This is a genomic window from Synechococcus sp. W60.3 (assembly GCF_047502615.1).
GTDB lineage: Bacteria > Cyanobacteriota > Cyanobacteriia > Thermostichales > Thermostichaceae > Thermostichus.
This window is the reverse complement of sequence record NZ_JANSHJ010000016.1, coordinates 1-15,440: the sequence shown is the minus strand read 5'-3', so window position 1 is coordinate 15,440 and position 15,440 is coordinate 1. Positions and strand designations below refer to the sequence as shown.

General features: G+C 61.5%; 18 protein-coding genes. 11 read left to right on the top strand and 7 right to left on the bottom strand.

Annotation, left to right across the window (positions count from 1 at the left end):
• Window positions 1-37 precede the first annotated feature (37 nt).
• Window positions 38-928 carry a ferredoxin--NADP(+) reductase gene (locus NW846_RS07250; RefSeq protein WP_011430120.1) on the bottom strand — a complete coding sequence of 297 codons (891 nt, stop codon included), beginning with the start codon at window positions 926-928 and terminating at the stop codon, window positions 38-40.
• A 317-nt stretch (window positions 929-1,245) separates the two neighbouring features.
• On the opposite strand from NW846_RS07250, the gene NW846_RS07245 reads away from it, so the two are divergent.
• From NW846_RS07245 to NW846_RS07195, 11 genes are all read left to right on the top strand, one after another.
• Entirely contained in the window at window positions 1,246-2,253 is a 1,008-nt protein-coding gene (locus NW846_RS07245; protein WP_414346339.1) for a phosphoribulokinase, read from the top strand.
• A gap of 74 nt (window positions 2,254-2,327) precedes the next feature.
• Window positions 2,328-3,059 (top strand): 6-phosphogluconolactonase, encoded by a 732-nt coding sequence (gene pgl / locus NW846_RS07240; RefSeq protein WP_414346337.1) that lies wholly within the window; start codon window positions 2,328-2,330, stop codon window positions 3,057-3,059.
• Between the two features lie 115 nt (window positions 3,060-3,174).
• Window positions 3,175-3,345 carry a hypothetical protein gene (locus NW846_RS07235; protein WP_011430123.1) on the top strand — a complete coding sequence of 57 codons (171 nt, stop codon included), beginning with the start codon at window positions 3,175-3,177 and terminating at the stop codon, window positions 3,343-3,345.
• Window positions 3,346-4,039: 694 nt separating this feature from the next.
• Window positions 4,040-4,159 carry a transglutaminase N-terminal domain-containing protein gene (locus NW846_RS07230; protein WP_228375471.1) on the top strand — a complete coding sequence of 40 codons (120 nt, stop codon included), beginning with the start codon at window positions 4,040-4,042 and terminating at the stop codon, window positions 4,157-4,159.
• 45 nt (window positions 4,160-4,204) lie between these two features.
• Window positions 4,205-4,891 carry a transglutaminase-like domain-containing protein gene (locus NW846_RS07225; protein WP_228375472.1) on the top strand — a complete coding sequence of 229 codons (687 nt, stop codon included), beginning with the start codon at window positions 4,205-4,207 and terminating at the stop codon, window positions 4,889-4,891.
• An 87-nt stretch (window positions 4,892-4,978) separates the two neighbouring features.
• Window positions 4,979-6,187, top strand: a complete 1,209-nt coding sequence (locus tag NW846_RS07220) for a VLRF1 family aeRF1-type release factor (RefSeq protein ID WP_414346333.1) — start codon at window positions 4,979-4,981, stop codon at window positions 6,185-6,187.
• Window positions 6,188-6,291: 104 nt separating this feature from the next.
• Window positions 6,292-6,798 (top strand): hypothetical protein, encoded by a 507-nt coding sequence (locus NW846_RS07215; RefSeq protein ID WP_011430125.1) that lies wholly within the window; start codon window positions 6,292-6,294, stop codon window positions 6,796-6,798.
• Window positions 6,799-6,947: 149 nt separating this feature from the next.
• Window positions 6,948-7,700, top strand: a complete 753-nt coding sequence (minC, locus tag NW846_RS07210; protein ID WP_414346330.1) for a septum site-determining protein MinC — start codon at window positions 6,948-6,950, stop codon at window positions 7,698-7,700.
• Window positions 7,697-8,503 carry a septum site-determining protein MinD gene (minD, locus tag NW846_RS07205; RefSeq protein ID WP_011430127.1) on the top strand — a complete coding sequence of 269 codons (807 nt, stop codon included), beginning with the start codon at window positions 7,697-7,699 and terminating at the stop codon, window positions 8,501-8,503. The genes minC and minD overlap by 4 nt, the downstream gene beginning before the upstream one ends.
• A gap of 90 nt (window positions 8,504-8,593) precedes the next feature.
• Entirely contained in the window at window positions 8,594-8,956 is a 363-nt protein-coding gene (gene minE / locus NW846_RS07200; RefSeq protein ID WP_011430128.1) for a cell division topological specificity factor MinE, read from the top strand.
• A 233-nt stretch (window positions 8,957-9,189) separates the two neighbouring features.
• Window positions 9,190-11,379, top strand: coding sequence for a cation:proton antiporter (locus tag NW846_RS07195; protein ID WP_414346325.1), 2,190 nt, complete (start codon window positions 9,190-9,192; stop codon window positions 11,377-11,379).
• Here the strand turns inward: NW846_RS07195 and NW846_RS07190 are convergent.
• From NW846_RS07190 to tsaB, 6 genes are all read right to left on the bottom strand, one after another.
• On the bottom strand, window positions 11,376-11,735 hold the full coding sequence (locus NW846_RS07190; protein ID WP_041438264.1) for a gamma-glutamylcyclotransferase: 360 nt from the start codon (window positions 11,733-11,735) through the stop codon (window positions 11,376-11,378). The two genes, NW846_RS07195 and NW846_RS07190, sit on opposite strands and share 4 nt — an antisense overlap.
• Window positions 11,736-11,764: 29 nt before the next feature.
• Entirely contained in the window at window positions 11,765-12,376 is a 612-nt protein-coding gene (plsY, locus tag NW846_RS07185; protein WP_011430131.1) for a glycerol-3-phosphate 1-O-acyltransferase PlsY, read from the bottom strand.
• Window positions 12,377-12,400: 24 nt separating this feature from the next.
• A complete protein-coding gene (locus NW846_RS07180) occupies window positions 12,401-13,438 on the bottom strand; it encodes a DNA polymerase III subunit delta' (RefSeq protein WP_228375473.1) in 1,038 nt (345 codons plus the stop codon).
• A gap of 100 nt (window positions 13,439-13,538) precedes the next feature.
• Window positions 13,539-14,018 (bottom strand): acetyl-CoA carboxylase biotin carboxyl carrier protein, encoded by a 480-nt coding sequence (gene accB, locus NW846_RS07175; RefSeq protein ID WP_011430133.1) that lies wholly within the window; start codon window positions 14,016-14,018, stop codon window positions 13,539-13,541.
• A 67-nt stretch (window positions 14,019-14,085) separates the two neighbouring features.
• Window positions 14,086-14,643, bottom strand: a complete 558-nt coding sequence (gene efp / locus NW846_RS07170) for an elongation factor P (RefSeq protein ID WP_011430134.1) — start codon at window positions 14,641-14,643, stop codon at window positions 14,086-14,088.
• Between the two features lie 36 nt (window positions 14,644-14,679).
• Window positions 14,680-15,363: a tRNA (adenosine(37)-N6)-threonylcarbamoyltransferase complex dimerization subunit type 1 TsaB gene (gene tsaB / locus NW846_RS07165; RefSeq protein WP_414346320.1), complete on the bottom strand. Its 684-nt coding sequence runs from the start codon at window positions 15,361-15,363 to the stop codon at window positions 14,680-14,682.
• Between the last annotated feature and the right edge of the window lie 77 nt (window positions 15,364-15,440).

Genomic DNA, 15,440 nt, shown 5'->3' with positions numbered 1-15,440 from the left:
GGATCCACCGGAAACCAGTTAACCCAAAGGGATCCCCTCAGTAGGTTTCCTCGTGCCACCTGTTGGCCTTCTTCAGCTCCTTCTGGAACTTGCTCCAGTCTTGACCGGCTTGCTCGGCAAGGGGGGCCATGACGCTGTTGATGCCGTCCTCCATTCCCTTGAGGCCGCAGATGTAAGTGTAGGTGTTGGGCTGCTGCAGCATCTCCCACAGCTCGGGGCCGTACTCGGCCATGCGGTTTTGCACGTACATCTTTTTGCCGTCGGGGGTTTGCTGTTCGCGGCTGATGGCGTAATCGACGCGGAAGCGATCCCCATACTGGGCTTTCCAGGCCTCTAGATCCCCGTGGTAGAGCAAGGTGGACGTGGTGGGCACCCCAAAAAACAGCCAGATCTTGCCCTGATAGTTGGGATCCTCTTCAAACAGGTGCTTGATGAAGGCGCGAAAAGGGGCGATGCCGGTGCCGGTGGCAATCAAAATCAGGTTGGCGTTCTCATCTTCCGGCAGCAAAAAAGTTTTCCCCGAGGGCCCGGTGATCATCACCTCGTCGCCGGGTTTGAGATCGGTGAGGAAGCCGGAGCAGACCCCTACCCCCGGCTGGCCTGTCTCCTTATCCACGTATTCGGCCCGTTTCACACTCAGAGAAACGGTGCGCCCCTCGCCATCGTCGCCATAGCGGGTAGAGGCAATGGAGTAGAGGCGGGGCTTGTGGGGCTTGCCCTTGTCATCTACGCCAGGAGGAATAATGCCAACGCTTTGGCCCTCCAGGTAGCGGTAGTTGGGATCCGGCAGGCTGAGCACAATGTGCTTGGTCAGGCCGGGTGCCCCTTCCCCCACAAGGGAGTAGGTCTCTACACACTGGCCGATCAGGGGCGCGTTGGGACGGTACAGATTGACAACAACTTCTCGCTTTTGGGCGCTGGCAACCATAACGGCGATCTGCTCCTGGCAATGGGAGAAAACTCTCTAGCAAACACCTTAGCAGCCCGCCCGCCCGAAGGGAACTTGCCGGAGGGGAACACCCCAGGCCGATCCTGAGAAAGCCCGCCCGGAAAACTTCTCTTCTCCTCAGTCGTCGCCGGGAAACAGGCAGTTTTTGTTAAATTGTTCCTTGACGCCGCCCGCCTCTCTGGCCTCAAGCTCGGTTGTGGGGGAGCGTCTTGTGGTAATATGCAAGACCATAAAGAACAGTAACTTTTTTAGAGGCTTCCTCTCAGTTTTGCCCTGCCCATCCCCAAGGAGTTCCCATGGCAAGCAGTCCTGAACGTATTGTAATGATCGGTGTTGCCGGAGATTCTGGCTGTGGCAAGTCCACGTTCTTGCGGCGGTTGGGGGACTTGTTTGGCCGGGATCTCATTACCACCATTTGTCTGGACGACTACCACTCCTTGGATCGCTACCAGCGCAAAGAGAAGGGCATTACGGCGCTGGATCCCCGCGCCAACAACTTCGACCTCATGTACGAGCAGGCCAAGGCGCTCAAAAATGGCCAGAGCGTGATGAAGCCCATCTACAACCACGAGACAGGGCTCATTGACCCGCCGGAGCGGGTGGATCCCAGCCCCATCATCGTCTTGGAGGGCCTTCACCCCATGTACGACGAGCGGGTGCGGGAGCTGCTGGACTTCAAGGTCTATCTGGATCTGGCGCCGGAGATCAAGATTGCCTGGAAGGTGAAGCGGGACATGGCCGAGCGGGGCCACACCTATGAAGATGTGTTGCGCTCCATTGAGGCCCGCCGCCCCGATTTCGAGGCCTACGTCGATGTGCAGAAGCGCTATGCCGATGTAGTCATCGAGGTGCTGCCCACCAAGCTGCTGCCGGAGCTGGATCCGGAGCACAAGGTGCTGCGGGTGCGCATGATCCAGCAGGAGGGGGTGAGGTATTTCGACCATGTTTACCTCTTCGACGAAGGCTCCACCATCGACTGGATCCCTTGTGGCAAAAAGCTGACCTGCTCCTACCCAGGCATTCGCCTGCACTACGGCCCTTCCACCTACTTCGACCAGCCGGTTTCGGTGTTGGAAATTGACGGCACCTTCGACAAGCTGGAAGAGGTTATCTACATCGAGAACCACCTGAGCAACCTGTCGACCCGTTACTACGGCGAGCTGACGGAGCTGCTGCGCAAGCACCCCGAATATCCGGGATCCCGCAATGGCTCTGGACTCATCCAGGTAATCGTGGGCCTGAAGCTGCGGGCCCTCTACGAGAAGATTCAGGCGGAAGCCAAAGAGCTGGCGGTTGCTTCCTAAGGTTTGGCCTCTGCGTGAAGGGGATCCCTTGACCTGGCTCGGGCAGTTGGGCAAGCGGCGATAGGTGGCGATCCATGCAAGGGTTCCAGTTGGAAATCTGGCCGGAGGGAACAGCCTTTTTCCGGCGGGCGGTCGAGATCTGGCAAGAGCAGGCCGCGGCGGCCATCCGTCAACGGGGCCGCTTTACGGTGGCCTTGGCAGGAGGAAACACCCCGCGAAAGTTGTATGCCGCTTTAACCCAGACGCCAGGGATCCCTTGGCAGCAAACCTGGTTGTTCTGGGGGGATGAGCGCTACGTTCCCCCGGATCACCCCGAGAGCAACTACGGCATGGTACGGCGGATCCTGCTGGATACGGTCGGGGTTCCCGCCTCCCAAGTCTTTCCCATGCCCACCCACTCAGGAGATCCCTTACGGGATGCGGCGGAGTACGAGGCGACCCTGCAGCAGATTTTCGGCACCGAATGCCCTGCCTTTGATCTGATCTGGCTGGGAGTGGGAGAAGACGGCCACACGGCCTCCTTATTTCCCGGTACAGCCGCCCTGGAGGTGCAACACCGCTGGGTGACGGTGGGCCAAAAAGGGGAGGAGCCGCGCCTGACTCTGACCTACCCTGTCTTGAACAGGGCGGCTCAGGTGGTGGTTTTGGTAACGGGGGCCAGCAAAGCCGCGATCGTCAAGGAGGCGCTGACAACGGAGGCCCACCTGCCCTGCCAGCGCCTCAACCCCCAAGGACGGCTGCTATGGCTGCTGGATGCGGCGGCAGCGGCTGAACTGCCCCTGCCCGCGGTGGCCTTGCTCGGCTAGTCCGGCCAATTGCTGCCGAAAAAGCGCTGGCTGAAGATGGCGATTTGACCTGGATCACCGCTGCATCCCTTCCCTTCGAATTTGATGGGGGTAGTTGAGTTTGGAGCGCTGCCCCATGTCCATTCGACTCATTGTCGAATCGGTTCTCCAGAGCACCTACCTCAGCCGCCGCCAAGAATCCCAAATCTGCCATTTCCTCCAGGAGCGGCTTTACGACGAATTGGATCTGGAGGCAATTGATCGGCTGATCTTGGCTTTGCTGAAGGGGCAAGTCCAGCTCGAGTGAGAGGAAAGCTGCACCGCTTCGCCAAATCCTCAGGCCAGAGCCTAGCCCAGCCTCCTGTGGCAGTCTGGTCGCTTGAGCAGCGGACGGCTACAGGAGTTCCAGCAGGAGAGCTTTCCGGCAGGCTCCCTCAGATGCTTTGGCTGCCTCCCCAGCTCGGACGACGCCCTTGCCAACCGCCGCTCCTCGAAGGTAGGGTGACGCCTTCACCGAGTGACATACTCTCGTCTCTCACCCTAAAGCGCTCCGCGCCGCTGACGCGAACGGGGAGCTACTGCGAGAACCTTCTGCGTCCGGCTGTGCCGTGCCGTTAGGCATGCAGCCGCGGAATGCTCTAGCGCGGGGCTATACCAGATTCCGGCAATGCCGTCTTGTATAGCCAATCTGATTCTACGATATTTTTGCGGGGGTGGCTGTATCCCGACCCTGACTGCCCCCCAGTAGGGGGGTACAAGTCGGGGCTTATCCACCTCCGCACCCCCAGAAGCTAAAACCTCCGTCCTGCTGACCCGACACCCAGGCCACAAGCAAACCTCCAAGGCACCGTCAATGCGCCCCTGCACACTTGCCCAAGGCAAAGCCCCACCTATATTTGATCGCCAATTTTGGGTAACTGTAGCACAGACGAGCGACTAAGACTTGCGACAAAACCTGTCTGTTGACCGTCCTGGGGCAAGCCTGTGCAAGTTCAAAGCGGTTGCGGCCCCGTTGCAACGGGATCCAAACCCTCTTGGCCTTTGAGCTGCGGGTGGATCCACCGCCGGCAGGCCAATCGGAGCTGGTGGATCTGGATGGCAACGCGGCGGTTCAGCTCTAGTTTGGGGATCCCACCGAACATCTGCGCGTCCAAACTCAGGCCACGGTGCTCACCCTGCGGGAGAATCCCTTTGACTATCTGCTCTGCGATTGGGCTACCCATCTTCCGATTGACTATCCCAGCACGCTGGCAGCTCAATTGCAGCCTTATCGGACGGCGCAGGCGGATGCTGGCATCCAAAGCCTGGCCTGGGAGCTGTGGGATCAGGTGCAGGGGGAGACGACGGCTTTTTTGCCGGCGCTCAACCAACGCATCTACTCCGAGTGCCGTCACATCCTGCGGGAAAAGGGGGATCCCTCGCCCGCCGGCTTGACCTGGCAGCGCAAAACCGGCTCCTGCCGTGACCTGACGCTGGTGTTGATGGAGGCCTGTCGGGCAGTAGGTCTGGCGGCAGGATTTGTCAGCAGCTACCAGGTCGGCCCGCCGTTGCAAGAGAACCTGGAACTCCAGGGCACAACCGGCAAAGAGCCCGCAGAGCCTGTCCGCCGCCACCTGCACGCCTGGGCAGAGGTGTATCTGCCGGGGGCCGGTTGGCGGGGGTTCGATCCCACCCAAGGGCTGGCCGTGGCCGATGGCCATGTGGCTTTGGCGGCCAGTGCCTACCCCAAAGATGCCGGCCCCATCTACGGCCACTGGCTGGGCAGAGGCGTTCACAGCAAGATGGACTACACCATTCACATCGAGGCGGAATCCGCCCTGCAGAGCCAAGCCCAACTGAGCCCCATATCCTAGCGGGATCCTTTGAGAACCCTGTCAGCGTCTCTCCTGCCGTGATATTCTGCTAGCTTCTAGTTCTAACCGAGCCCTCTCTTGAAAACCATGGACGAACTCAACACCCTGATCCAGGATCTGCAAGCTGCCTTTAGCGACAGCAGCACGCCGGTGCTCTCGCTATACGCCGACATCAACCCTGCCCGTCCCGAAAATGCTGGCCGCGCCTGGGTGAGACGCATCAAGAATACCCTCAAGGAGCTGCTGGAGAGGGAGGAGAGCAAGCCTGATAACTCCCTCTGCGAGCAAGTCCTTGCTCTAGTGGAGCAGGAGCGCCCTTCGGCCCGCACCCTGGTTCTTTTTGCCAGCCGCAATCCCGCCGGCAAGCCAGTGCTGCGCCGAATCGACCTGCAGGTGGAGCTGCCGGTGGTGGATCTGGCCCATGGGCGGGTGGAGGCCCGCTGGGGGGAACCTTACCTCACGCCCCTTTTCTTTGCCTTTGATGAATACGAGCGGGGTGGGGTGTTGCACCTGTCTGGTAACAGGTGGCGCTTTTACGAGCTCTTCTTGGGGGAACTGCGAGAGGACACGGAAATCTTTGCCAACATCAGCGCCGAGGAATGGCAGGAACTGCAGGAGCTGGCCGGCCGCATTGAAAATGCCGTTGCCGAACGTCGCGCCCGCAGCGGTGGCACCTTCGACAAGCTTTCCCCCAAGGAGCGGGAGGCGGCCAAGGTCAGCCTCTGGATGCACAAGCTCTACCTGCGCCTGGCTTCCGCCCTGGATAAGGCAGTGGATCGCCTGGGCATTGAGCGGCTGGTGCTCATGGGCGAAGCCTGGCAGGTGTCCCACTTCGAGGGCTATCTCAACCGCGGCCTGCGCAACCGCATCGTCGCCCGGGTGGGGCACCCCGCCAACCTTCACACACCGACGCCGCAAGACATCCTCGACCGAGTGGTACCCGTCCTGGAGGCCGCTGAGCGCCGAGGGGAACTGGCGTTGTTGGAGCGGATTCGAGAGCAGCCCGGCGCTTGGGGCTTAGATGCGGTGCTGGACGCCCTCCAGCTAGGCCGGGTGGAAATCCTTGTCTTGCCCTGGAGGCTAGAGGCCACCATCTGGCGCTGCCCAGACGGCTCGGTGGGAGGAACCCCAGAGATGGCCCAGCTCCTCTGCCCAGAGCCGCAACCGGTGGCGCTGCGGGATCAGGTCTGGGTGCTGGCCCGCGATTTCGGCGCTAGGCTGGAGTTTGTCCGCGGCGAGGCCGAAGACCGCTTGCTCCACGAGTTTCAAGGAGCAGCCGCGCTGTTGCGCTGGTAGAGGCCGCTCCAACCGGGTCGAGCAGCTCTCTGGCTGGATCCTGAAGCCGCAGTGTAGGCTAACATAGCCTAGCCCACCTCTGAAAAGTTTTCTGAGGGATCCCGTTGACCCAGTCTATTGATCTTCCCACCAGCGTTGATACGTTTTTGCAAGAGCTGGCTGCGATTCAGCAAGTGGGGCCAAAGCGGATAGCCATTCTGGGCAGTCGCCATGTGCCCATCACCCACCAGTACCTCATCGAAACCCTCAGCTACGCTTTGGCCCTTACCGGCAACCGCATCCTCACGTCCGGGGCCATTGGCACCAACCTGGCTGTGATTCGCGGAGCCATGCGGGCGGACATGAAATCCCTGACGGTGATCCTGCCCCAAAGCCTGGAGCGACAGCCGGCAGAGTCGCGGGCCAGCCTGGAGCAGGTGCTGCATCTGGTGGAGCACCCCGAAAATGACCACCTGCCCCTGGCGGAGGCCAGCCGCCTGTGCAACCTAGAGATCGTCAGCAAGTGCCAGCAGTTGATCTGCTTTGTTTTCCACGACAGCGTCACGCTTTTGGAGGCCTGCAGGCACGCTGAGGAGCAACACAAGGTGGTTACGCTCTTCTATTTTGACTGATTGGACTGCAGCTCACTGCTCTCAACCTTTTGCCCCGAGGGTAGCAGTGTAGAAGGCCCCGATAGCTCAACATAGACTGCAGCGCATTCCCGACGTTGGGCGAATGGAATAGGATAAGGCTTTGTATTGAGGCAAATCGTTGGGCAGCCATGATGGGATCCCCGGCATGGAACCCGGAAATTTCTGCAGTCTCGCCGACCTCATCCTCTAATCCGCGGGGATCCGAAAGGGGTGTTTATTTTCGATGCGATGCCCAAGGGATCCATCTGCATTTGCCCGCCACCCTGGCTTGGGAAGAAGTCTGGGACGATTTGGTGTGGCAATTGCGCAGCCGCAAACCCTACTGGGCAGGAGTGGCCCCCCTGACCCTGTGGTGCCAAGAGCGAGAGCTGGACTTGCCCACCCTACAAACTCTGGCCGTCTTGTTGTCGCGGCATCGGTTGTCCTTGTGGCGCGTCCAAACCGGATCCCGAGGGACGGCGATCGCGGCGGCGACCCTAGGCTATTCTGTGGAACAATCTTCCCCCTTGGAGGCGATTCCCCCCGTCTCCCCGGATACTACTCCCCTCTACCTGCGGTCCACGGTGCGGTCGGGGATGTCGGTGCGCCACCGTGGCTCGGTTTTTCTGCTGGGGGATCTCAACCCCGGCGGCGAGATCATTGCCGGCGGCGACATTTGGGTCTGGGGACGGCTGCGAGGGCTGGTGCATGCTGGTGCTGAGGGGGATAGAGGCGCGGTGATCTTGGCCTTACAGTTGGAGCCAACTCAGTTGCGCATTGCCGATCAGGTGGCCCGTCCACCCGAGGGCGGATCCCCTCCCAACACGCCAGAGGTGGTTTACTTGCAGGAGGGTGTCATCTGCATTGCCAGCCTTCAGGATTTTCTGCGGAGGGGGGTATGAGCCGAGTTATCGTCGTCACCTCTGGGAAGGGGGGAGTGGGGAAAACCACCCTAACGGCCAATTTGGGCACTGCCTTGGCGCGCTTGGGTCGCTCGGTGGTGGTGGTGGATGCCGACTTTGGCCTGCGCAACCTGGACTTGTTGCTGGGGCTAGAGAATCGGGTGGTGTACACGGCTTTGGAGGTGATTGCGGGGGAATGCCGCCTTGAACAAGCATTGGTGAAGGACAAGCGCACCCCCAATTTGGCGTTGCTGCCGGCGGCCCAAACCCGCAACAAAACGGCAGTCAGCCCGGATCAGATGCGGCAGTTGATGGAAAAGCTTGCCAGCAGCCATGACTACGTGTTGATCGACTGCCCGGCGGGAATTGAACAAGGGTTTCGCAATGCCATTGCGGGGGCAACGGCAGCCCTGCTAGTAACTACGCCCGAAGTAGCAGCGGTGCGGGATGCAGACCGGGTGGTGGGCTTGTTGGAAGCGGCAGGGATTTCCTCTATCCAGCTAATCGTCAACCGCCTGCGCCCCGATATGGTAACCGCTGGCCAGATGATGGCAGTGGAAGATGTGGTGGAGGTGCTGGCCATCCCCTTGGTGGGTATCATTCCAGAAGACCGGGAGGTGATCGTCTCCACCAACAAAGGGGAGCCCCTAGTCCTCTCGGCCAACCCGACTCAGGCTGCCCAGGCCATCCAGCGCATTGCCCGACGGCTGGAAGGGGAGACGGTGGAATTTCCCAAGTTGGCCAGCTTGGGCGAGTCTTTCTGGGAAAAGGCCAAGCGGTTTTTCAGCCAAAAGGTGCTCTGAATCTCAACGGCTCTTGAGCTCCATCTCAACGGGATCATCCTCTTTGCCTGGAGTCTTTGCTTTCCCTGCTATGCACCTTCAATAAAGCCCATGCTTCTCGATTTCTTGGATCAGCTTTTTTCCCGCCACTCCGGCAACAGCCGCGAGCAAGCCAAGCAGCGCCTGAAACTGATCTTGGCCCACGACCGCGCCGACCTCACCCCGGCAGCCTTGGAAGCGATGCGCCTGGAGATTTTAGGGGTAGTATCTCGCTATGTGGAGCTGGATTCGGAGGGGATGCAGTTTCACTTGGCGGCAGAAGGGGGGACGACGGCCCTGATCGCCAACCTCCCCATTCGCCGTGTCAAGCCCCTGGCGGAGGCCCGCCTCAATTCCTGTGAAGGGGAGAACCCACAACAGGATCCCGGAGCGGCCCCATCCGAGGGCGGCCATTTGAGCTCGCCTTCTCCCTGAGCTACCCTAGACTCAGGGAGCAGTAATTCAAGGTGTTACATAGAGTGTTACATCCGCCTAGGCTGCGTCCGTTCGCCAAGATGCCTTCTCTTTGCTCCCACTTGTGTCTGTCCCGGCCGGGGGTGCCTTGTAGCTGTTTGCAGCCTGCTCATGGTAAACCGTCTGTGGCCCCAATGCTGACCAGGACAAAGTCGCCGGGACGGAGTTCGCGCTAAGGGAGGTTGAGCCTCGGCATGGAAAACTCCTTTGAGCTGACGATCCTGTTTACGCTGGCCTTGGTGGCCGGGATCGCGGCTCAAGTCCTGGCCAATTTTGTTAAAGTGCCCAGCATTGTTTTCCTGCTCCTGTTTGGGGTGCTGCTGGGGCCAGATGGCCTGGGCTGGGTTCGTCCCCAAATCATGGGATCTGGCCTGGAGGCGCTGGTGTCGTTGGCGGTGGCTCTGATCCTGTTTGAGGGGGGGCTGAACCTGCGGCTGCAACGCCTTAACCAGGTCTCCGACAGCTTGCGCAATCTGGTGTTGCTGGGATCCCTTTTGACCTTGGGAGGGGGAGCGCTGGCGGCCCACTATTTGGGGGAGTTTCCCTGGCCCCTGGCCTTTTTGTTTGGATCCCTGGTGGTGGTGACGGGGCCGACGGTGATTAACCCCATCCTGAAGCGGGTGCGGGTCGATTCCGCCGTCAGCACCCTGCTGGAGGGGGAAGGGGTGCTCATCGACCCCGTGGGGGCCATCTTGGCGGTGGTGGTGCTGCAGGTGGTGCTCTCCGGCCACCCCAGTTTCTTGCTGGCCCTAGAGCAGCTATCTAGCCGCTTGGCCATTGGGTCGGCGGTGGGGGCGCTGGGGGGCTGGCTGATGGGATCCTTCCTGCTCTGGTCGCGGCAGTTTTTGACGGAGGAGCTGCGCAACTCGGTGGTGCTGGCGGGGGCGCTGGGGGTGTTTGCCCTGGCCCAGTCGCTGCGCTCCGAGGCGGGTCTAATGGCGGTGGTGATGGCCGGGTTGGTGGTGCGGCAGAAGGCGGCCATTGCCGAGCGGAGCGTGCGCCAGTTTCACGGCCAGTTGGTGGTGATGGCCATCTCGGTGTTGTTTATTCTGCTGACTTCCACCCTCTCGCTCAAGGCGGTATTTGCGCTGGGGTGGGGAGCCTTGGCCACGGTGCTCTGCCTGATGCTGGTGGTGCGTCCTTTGAGCGTGTGGCTGTGTACCTGGCGCAGCGACCTGAATTGGCGGCAGAAGCTGTTTGTGGCTTGGCTGGCTCCTCGGGGCATTGTGGCGGCTTCGGTGGCCTCCTTGTTTGCCATTCTGCTGACAGAACGGGGCATTACCGGGGGGGATGCCCTCAAGGCGCTGGTGTTTTTGACCATCTCGGTCACGGTGACGGTGCAGGGGCTGACCGCTGCCTGGGTGGCCCGCTGGCTGGGCTTGGATCAGGGGAGTTCTACGGTGATCATCGGCAACCATCCGCTGGTCGGCCAGTTGGCCCAGTTGCTGCGCTCCCTCAACCAGGCGGTGGAGGTGCTGCCGCTGCCGTCGGGATCCCGTCTGCGCGAGCGCACCGCCAATCTTCCCGCCGAGCTCAACGGCCACAAAGCCGGCCATACCTCAGGGACCCACCCCGCCAGCGGCAATGGCAGCTCCAAAGCCCTGCCGGTTGGCGTCAGCGGGACGGAGTCCTCAGAGGAACCTGGCCAGGTGCTGCCCGGATCTTTGCAGGAAGCCGTGCTGAGCGAGTCAGCCTTCTTGAAGGCCGATATCGACCATGCGGAAACTCTGTTGATCCTGACTTTGGATCCGCAGGTGAACTGGGCCATTGCCGAGCTGATGGTGAAGCTTTCGGTTTCTGCCGCCATCTGGACGGTGTTGCTGCCGGAGATGCCCATCTCGGAAGGGATCCGCACCCTGCCGATCCCTTTTTCCCAACTGCAGCGCTGGGCCAGCTACCTGGAGGCCAATCGGGCCGAGCTGCGCTCGATCACCCTGCCCACCCTGGCGGACCTGGGCCTGAAGCCCCCCCAATCCGCCGCGGCCTCGGCTCAGGAGTCGATCGCGGCAGCGCGCTCAGCGCTGCTCAACCCTTTTTCGGCCCAGATGGGGCTAGAGGATCCCACGTTGGAGCGGCTGCGGGATCAGTTCGCCTACCGCATCAAAGCCGATCTCTGCCTGCCTTTGTTGCTGGTGCGTCCGCAGCGTCTGGGAGGCTGGTTTGGGGAGAAGGGCAAGTCGTCCCAGGTCGGTCGGCTGTTCTACCTGCCGGAGCCGGGCATCTGGCGACGCGGAGATTGCATCTACTACCTGGAGCGCACGTCCAGCCCCGTAGAGGCCGTTGCTCCCTCTGCCAGAGAGTTGGATCCCCCAGAATGGGATCCACCCTCAGCCGAGCTACTGCCCCAGTATGTTGAGGGCGTCAAGCTCCACTTCGATCTCTAGGGGTCCCAGGGCAGCCAGCGGCCACTAGGAATGAGGGGACACCCCTGCACCTGCTCAGGCCGACCCAGATAAACCCAGGCAAAGGTGCCGCTCTCCAGTTGCACCCACTGCCGTTCGTATAGCCGCGGGTGGTCTTCCAGCTCATCTAGGCGGGGCAACAGGCCCAAGGGAATGCGGTAGCGCTCGCCGTAGAGCCGGTTGCGGCCAGGAACGGCCATCGGGTAGGGGCCGAGATCGTAGAGGTCAATGTGGTTGAGGCTGTCTGGGCCCAAAAACTCTGCCCCTTGCAGCAGGCTGTGGTACTGGCCGCCCCGCAGCAGGGATCCGTAGACAAAAACCACGGTGGAGGGTTCCATGTAAAGCTACGCAACTTCGACAACCGGGATCAGGGGGATTGGGCCCATTTTTGGCCGATGCGCGGCTCCGAGCCGGCCAGCAGGCGTTCGATGTTGCGGCGATGGGCAGCAATGACATAAACCCCCCCTGCCAAGGCAAACAGCAAATACGGCAGAGGCTGGCCCAGAGCCCACATCAAGAGCGGCGCCGCCACCGCCGCCAGCAGGGAGCTAAACGAGACGATGCGGGTGAGGGCGATCCCCAGCAGCCAGACACCGAAGGTAGCCAGGGCTACCGGCCAAGCCATGGCCAACAGGATCCCCAGGCTGGTGGCCACCGACTTGCCCCCCTTGAAGCCCAGCCAGCAGGAGCGGCTATGGCCGATCACCGCCCCCAAGGCCGCCACGACCACCCACCACGGCGAGCCCAGAGCTGATCCCAGCGCCACCGCTGCCGCTCCCTTGGCAGCGTCCACCAGCAACACCAGCAGCGCCGGCCCCTTGCCCACTGTCCGCAACACGTTGGTTGCCCCCGTTGAGCCGGATCCCGCTTGGCGGAGGTCGATCCCACCCCAGCAACGGCCCACCCAGTAGCCGGTGGGGATGGATCCCAGCAGGTAGCCTCCAAGGGCGGCAAGGAGGGCGGAAAGCCATGCAGGCATAGACACGTCTTGAACGCTCTCTCCTCACTTTGCCACAGGGCTTGGGTTGCCACTGCTGTCGAATCCGGCCAGGTTGACCTCCCAAGCAAGGCGCGGCTGCACAAATTGCAAAAGCTGTTGGCGAATCTGCTCCAGTTGCCGGATGGCCTGGCGGGATCCCTGCGCCCAGAACTGCTGCTGCAGATAGTCAATCAGCCACAGCTGCGCCGGCAAATCGAGAGCAGCCACTGCCCTAGCCACTTCCAGCGCCTGCCGCAGCGAGTGGGGCCAGCGTCTTAGGTCCTGCAGCAGTGACGGCGGAAGGCTTTGCAGGTGCTGCTGGGCGGCCAGCGCCCGTCCAGGGCTGCCTTGGGCTAGGGCAATTAGCTCAGAGCGAGGGATCCCGGGCAGCTCCGGGCAGCCCAAAGCTGTCAACACTTGCTCCATCTCTGCCGAGCTGAGGCGGCGAAACGGCACCATCTGGCAGCGGGACAGCAGCGTCGGTGGCAAAGGGTGGGGAGGGGGGGTAGGCGAGTGGTGGGAGGCGATAAGAACGATGTGGGCCGGCTCAGGCTCCTCCAGGGTTTTCAGCAGGGCATTGGCCGCACTTTCTGTCAGGGTTTCCGCTCCCTCCAGTACAACTAGCGAGCGGCGGGCGTGCATTGGCCTACGGGCACAGAAGCGAACCACTTCCTGCACCTGTTCCAGGCGAATTTGCGGCGGGGAGCGCCGCTGCAGAGCTTGTGCCTCCGGGGCGTCTGCTGCTATCAGGCGGCCCTGGTGGACATAGGTGGGGCTGACCCAGTGGAGATCGGGATGGGTGCCTGCGAGGAGCCAACGGCAGTTGGAGCACTGGCCGCAAGGGATCCCTGAGCTGGCCTCGCAGAAGAGGGCCTGGGCAAACCAGCGGGCCATCAGGCTCCGTCCCACCCCTTCTGGTCCCAAGAAACAGTAGCTTGAGGTCACCCGCCCCTTTTCCAAGGCCGCCACGAGCAGCCGCGCCGCCAGCTCCTGCCCGACGATGTGCTGGGGGGGCAGAACCGTGACTCCCTCAACCATCTCGGCAGCTCTGGGCTGAAGCATCGGCAAAGTTGCCTAGTCGCAGGCAAAGGTCGGCAAGAGAAATTGCCACAGCCCCTCCTCCACCAAGGGATCCCTCCCTATCTCTGCCCCAGCCTTGTTGTTAGCCGGTGGGATCCAGTCGCATTAAAACTTGGCCAAATTCCACCGGCTGGCCGTTGCTCACCAAAATCTCCCTCACCACGCCCGCCGTTTCAGCTTCTATCTCGTTCATCAGCTTCATGGCTTCGATAATGCAGAGAGTTTGGCCCTTGTTCACCCGTTGGCCAACCTGCACAAAATCCGTTTCTCCAGGGGCAGGAGCGCTGTAGAAGGTGCCCACCATCGGCGCCGTCACCTCCACCCAGTGGCTGGGGGCAGGCTTAGGAGCGCTCTCAGGAGGGGGAGCTTCTGCAGGGGAAGCAGGGGGGGGTTCTGGCGGCGGGGCAGCGGGCGGAGCAGCGGCAGCAGCAGCAAGGCCAGCCGGGATCCCTTTGCGCAGGGTGAGGCGGAAATCCTTGTACTCCAGGATTAGCTCGGTAACGTCGCTCTCCTGCAGAGCGGCCAGCAGAAGGCGAACTTCCTGCCAATTGACAACATCCAAGGGAAGATTACTCCTGATGCATCACCTGTCCACAACGGCAGCCCAGCGGCAAGAAGAGGGGGAGCCATCACTCGCGGCCTATATAGGTGTCGGTGCGAGTATCGACACGCACCCGTTCTCCCACCTTAATAAACAGAGGCACCTGGATCTCAGCGCCGGTCTCCAGCTTGGCGGGCTTGGTTCCCCCTGTTGCCGTATCTCCTCTCACGCCGGGGTCGGTTTCCACCACTTCCAAGACAACGGTGTTGGGCAGCTCCACATCGATCACCTGCCCCTTCCAGCGCAGGATGGCCACCTCCATGTTCTCTTTCAGGTATTTCACGGCAGAGCCGATTTGGGCAGCGCTGAGGGGAGCCTGTTCGTAGGTCTCCATGTCCATGAACACGAAATTGTCCCCTTCTGAATAGAGATACTGCATATTCACTTTTTCAATAGTGGCGGCGGGCAGCATCTCGCCGGCGCGGAAGGTTTTCTCCACAACGTTGCCGGTCTGCATATTTTTGAGCTTGGTGCGCACAAAGGCCGCGCCCTTGCCGGGTTTCACATGCAGAAACTCGATCACCTTGTAGGGAGCGCCATCAATTTCCACAGAGACGCCGGGGCGCAAGTCGTTGCTTGAGATCATGTCAGCACAGGGATCCGTTGCTCAGACTTCCCAATCTTACCCCGGCTGCGGGGCACTCCGATTCAGCTCTCTGAGATCAATGGGCGGCTGACGTCCGTAAAGAGGCAACACCGTCTGCCAGGAAGAGCGCAAGCCTGCTTGGAAGTCGGCGCGGGCCAGTTCCGCCAACGCCAGCACAGGCGCCGGATCCACCCAGTCGGCAGCATCGACGACCAGAGCCTGGGGCCACTGCCGCAGAACCTTCTGCCAAGCCGCTTCTTCCCAGATCTGATCCGCCACTTCGGCAACCCAATGTTCTGGCCCCAGCCGGTACACGCCACCATACTGCTCCCCTCGCTTGGCGTCCATCTGCACCGCCACCGTCAGCGGCTGAGGCGGGGATCCCTGCTCCTGCCACACCTGGCGGGCGAGAACCGCCAAAGTCGAGTAGCCGAACACCGGAATGCGCAACTGCTGGCCCAACAGCCGCGCCACACTTACCCCCAAACGGCTGCCGGTAAAACTCCCCGGCCCCAGAGCGACAGCGATCCCCGCCATCTGCGACCAGTCCTGGCCGGCCAAGAACTCCTTCAGGCAAGGGTGCAACTGCGCCGCCATCTCCCGATCCAGCCACCAACTCCGGCTGCGGCTCTCCCCCAGCTTCTCCTCCAGCGGCAACACGGCCAAGCCCAGAACAGGCGTGGTGGTGTGGATCCCTAAAATCCAGCGGGGAACTGACATGGCCTCTCTCAGGATCAAGCGAGGTAGTTGACAGAACTTAACGGATGATTTAAGGTTAGGTTGTCAATCTTCGCGCT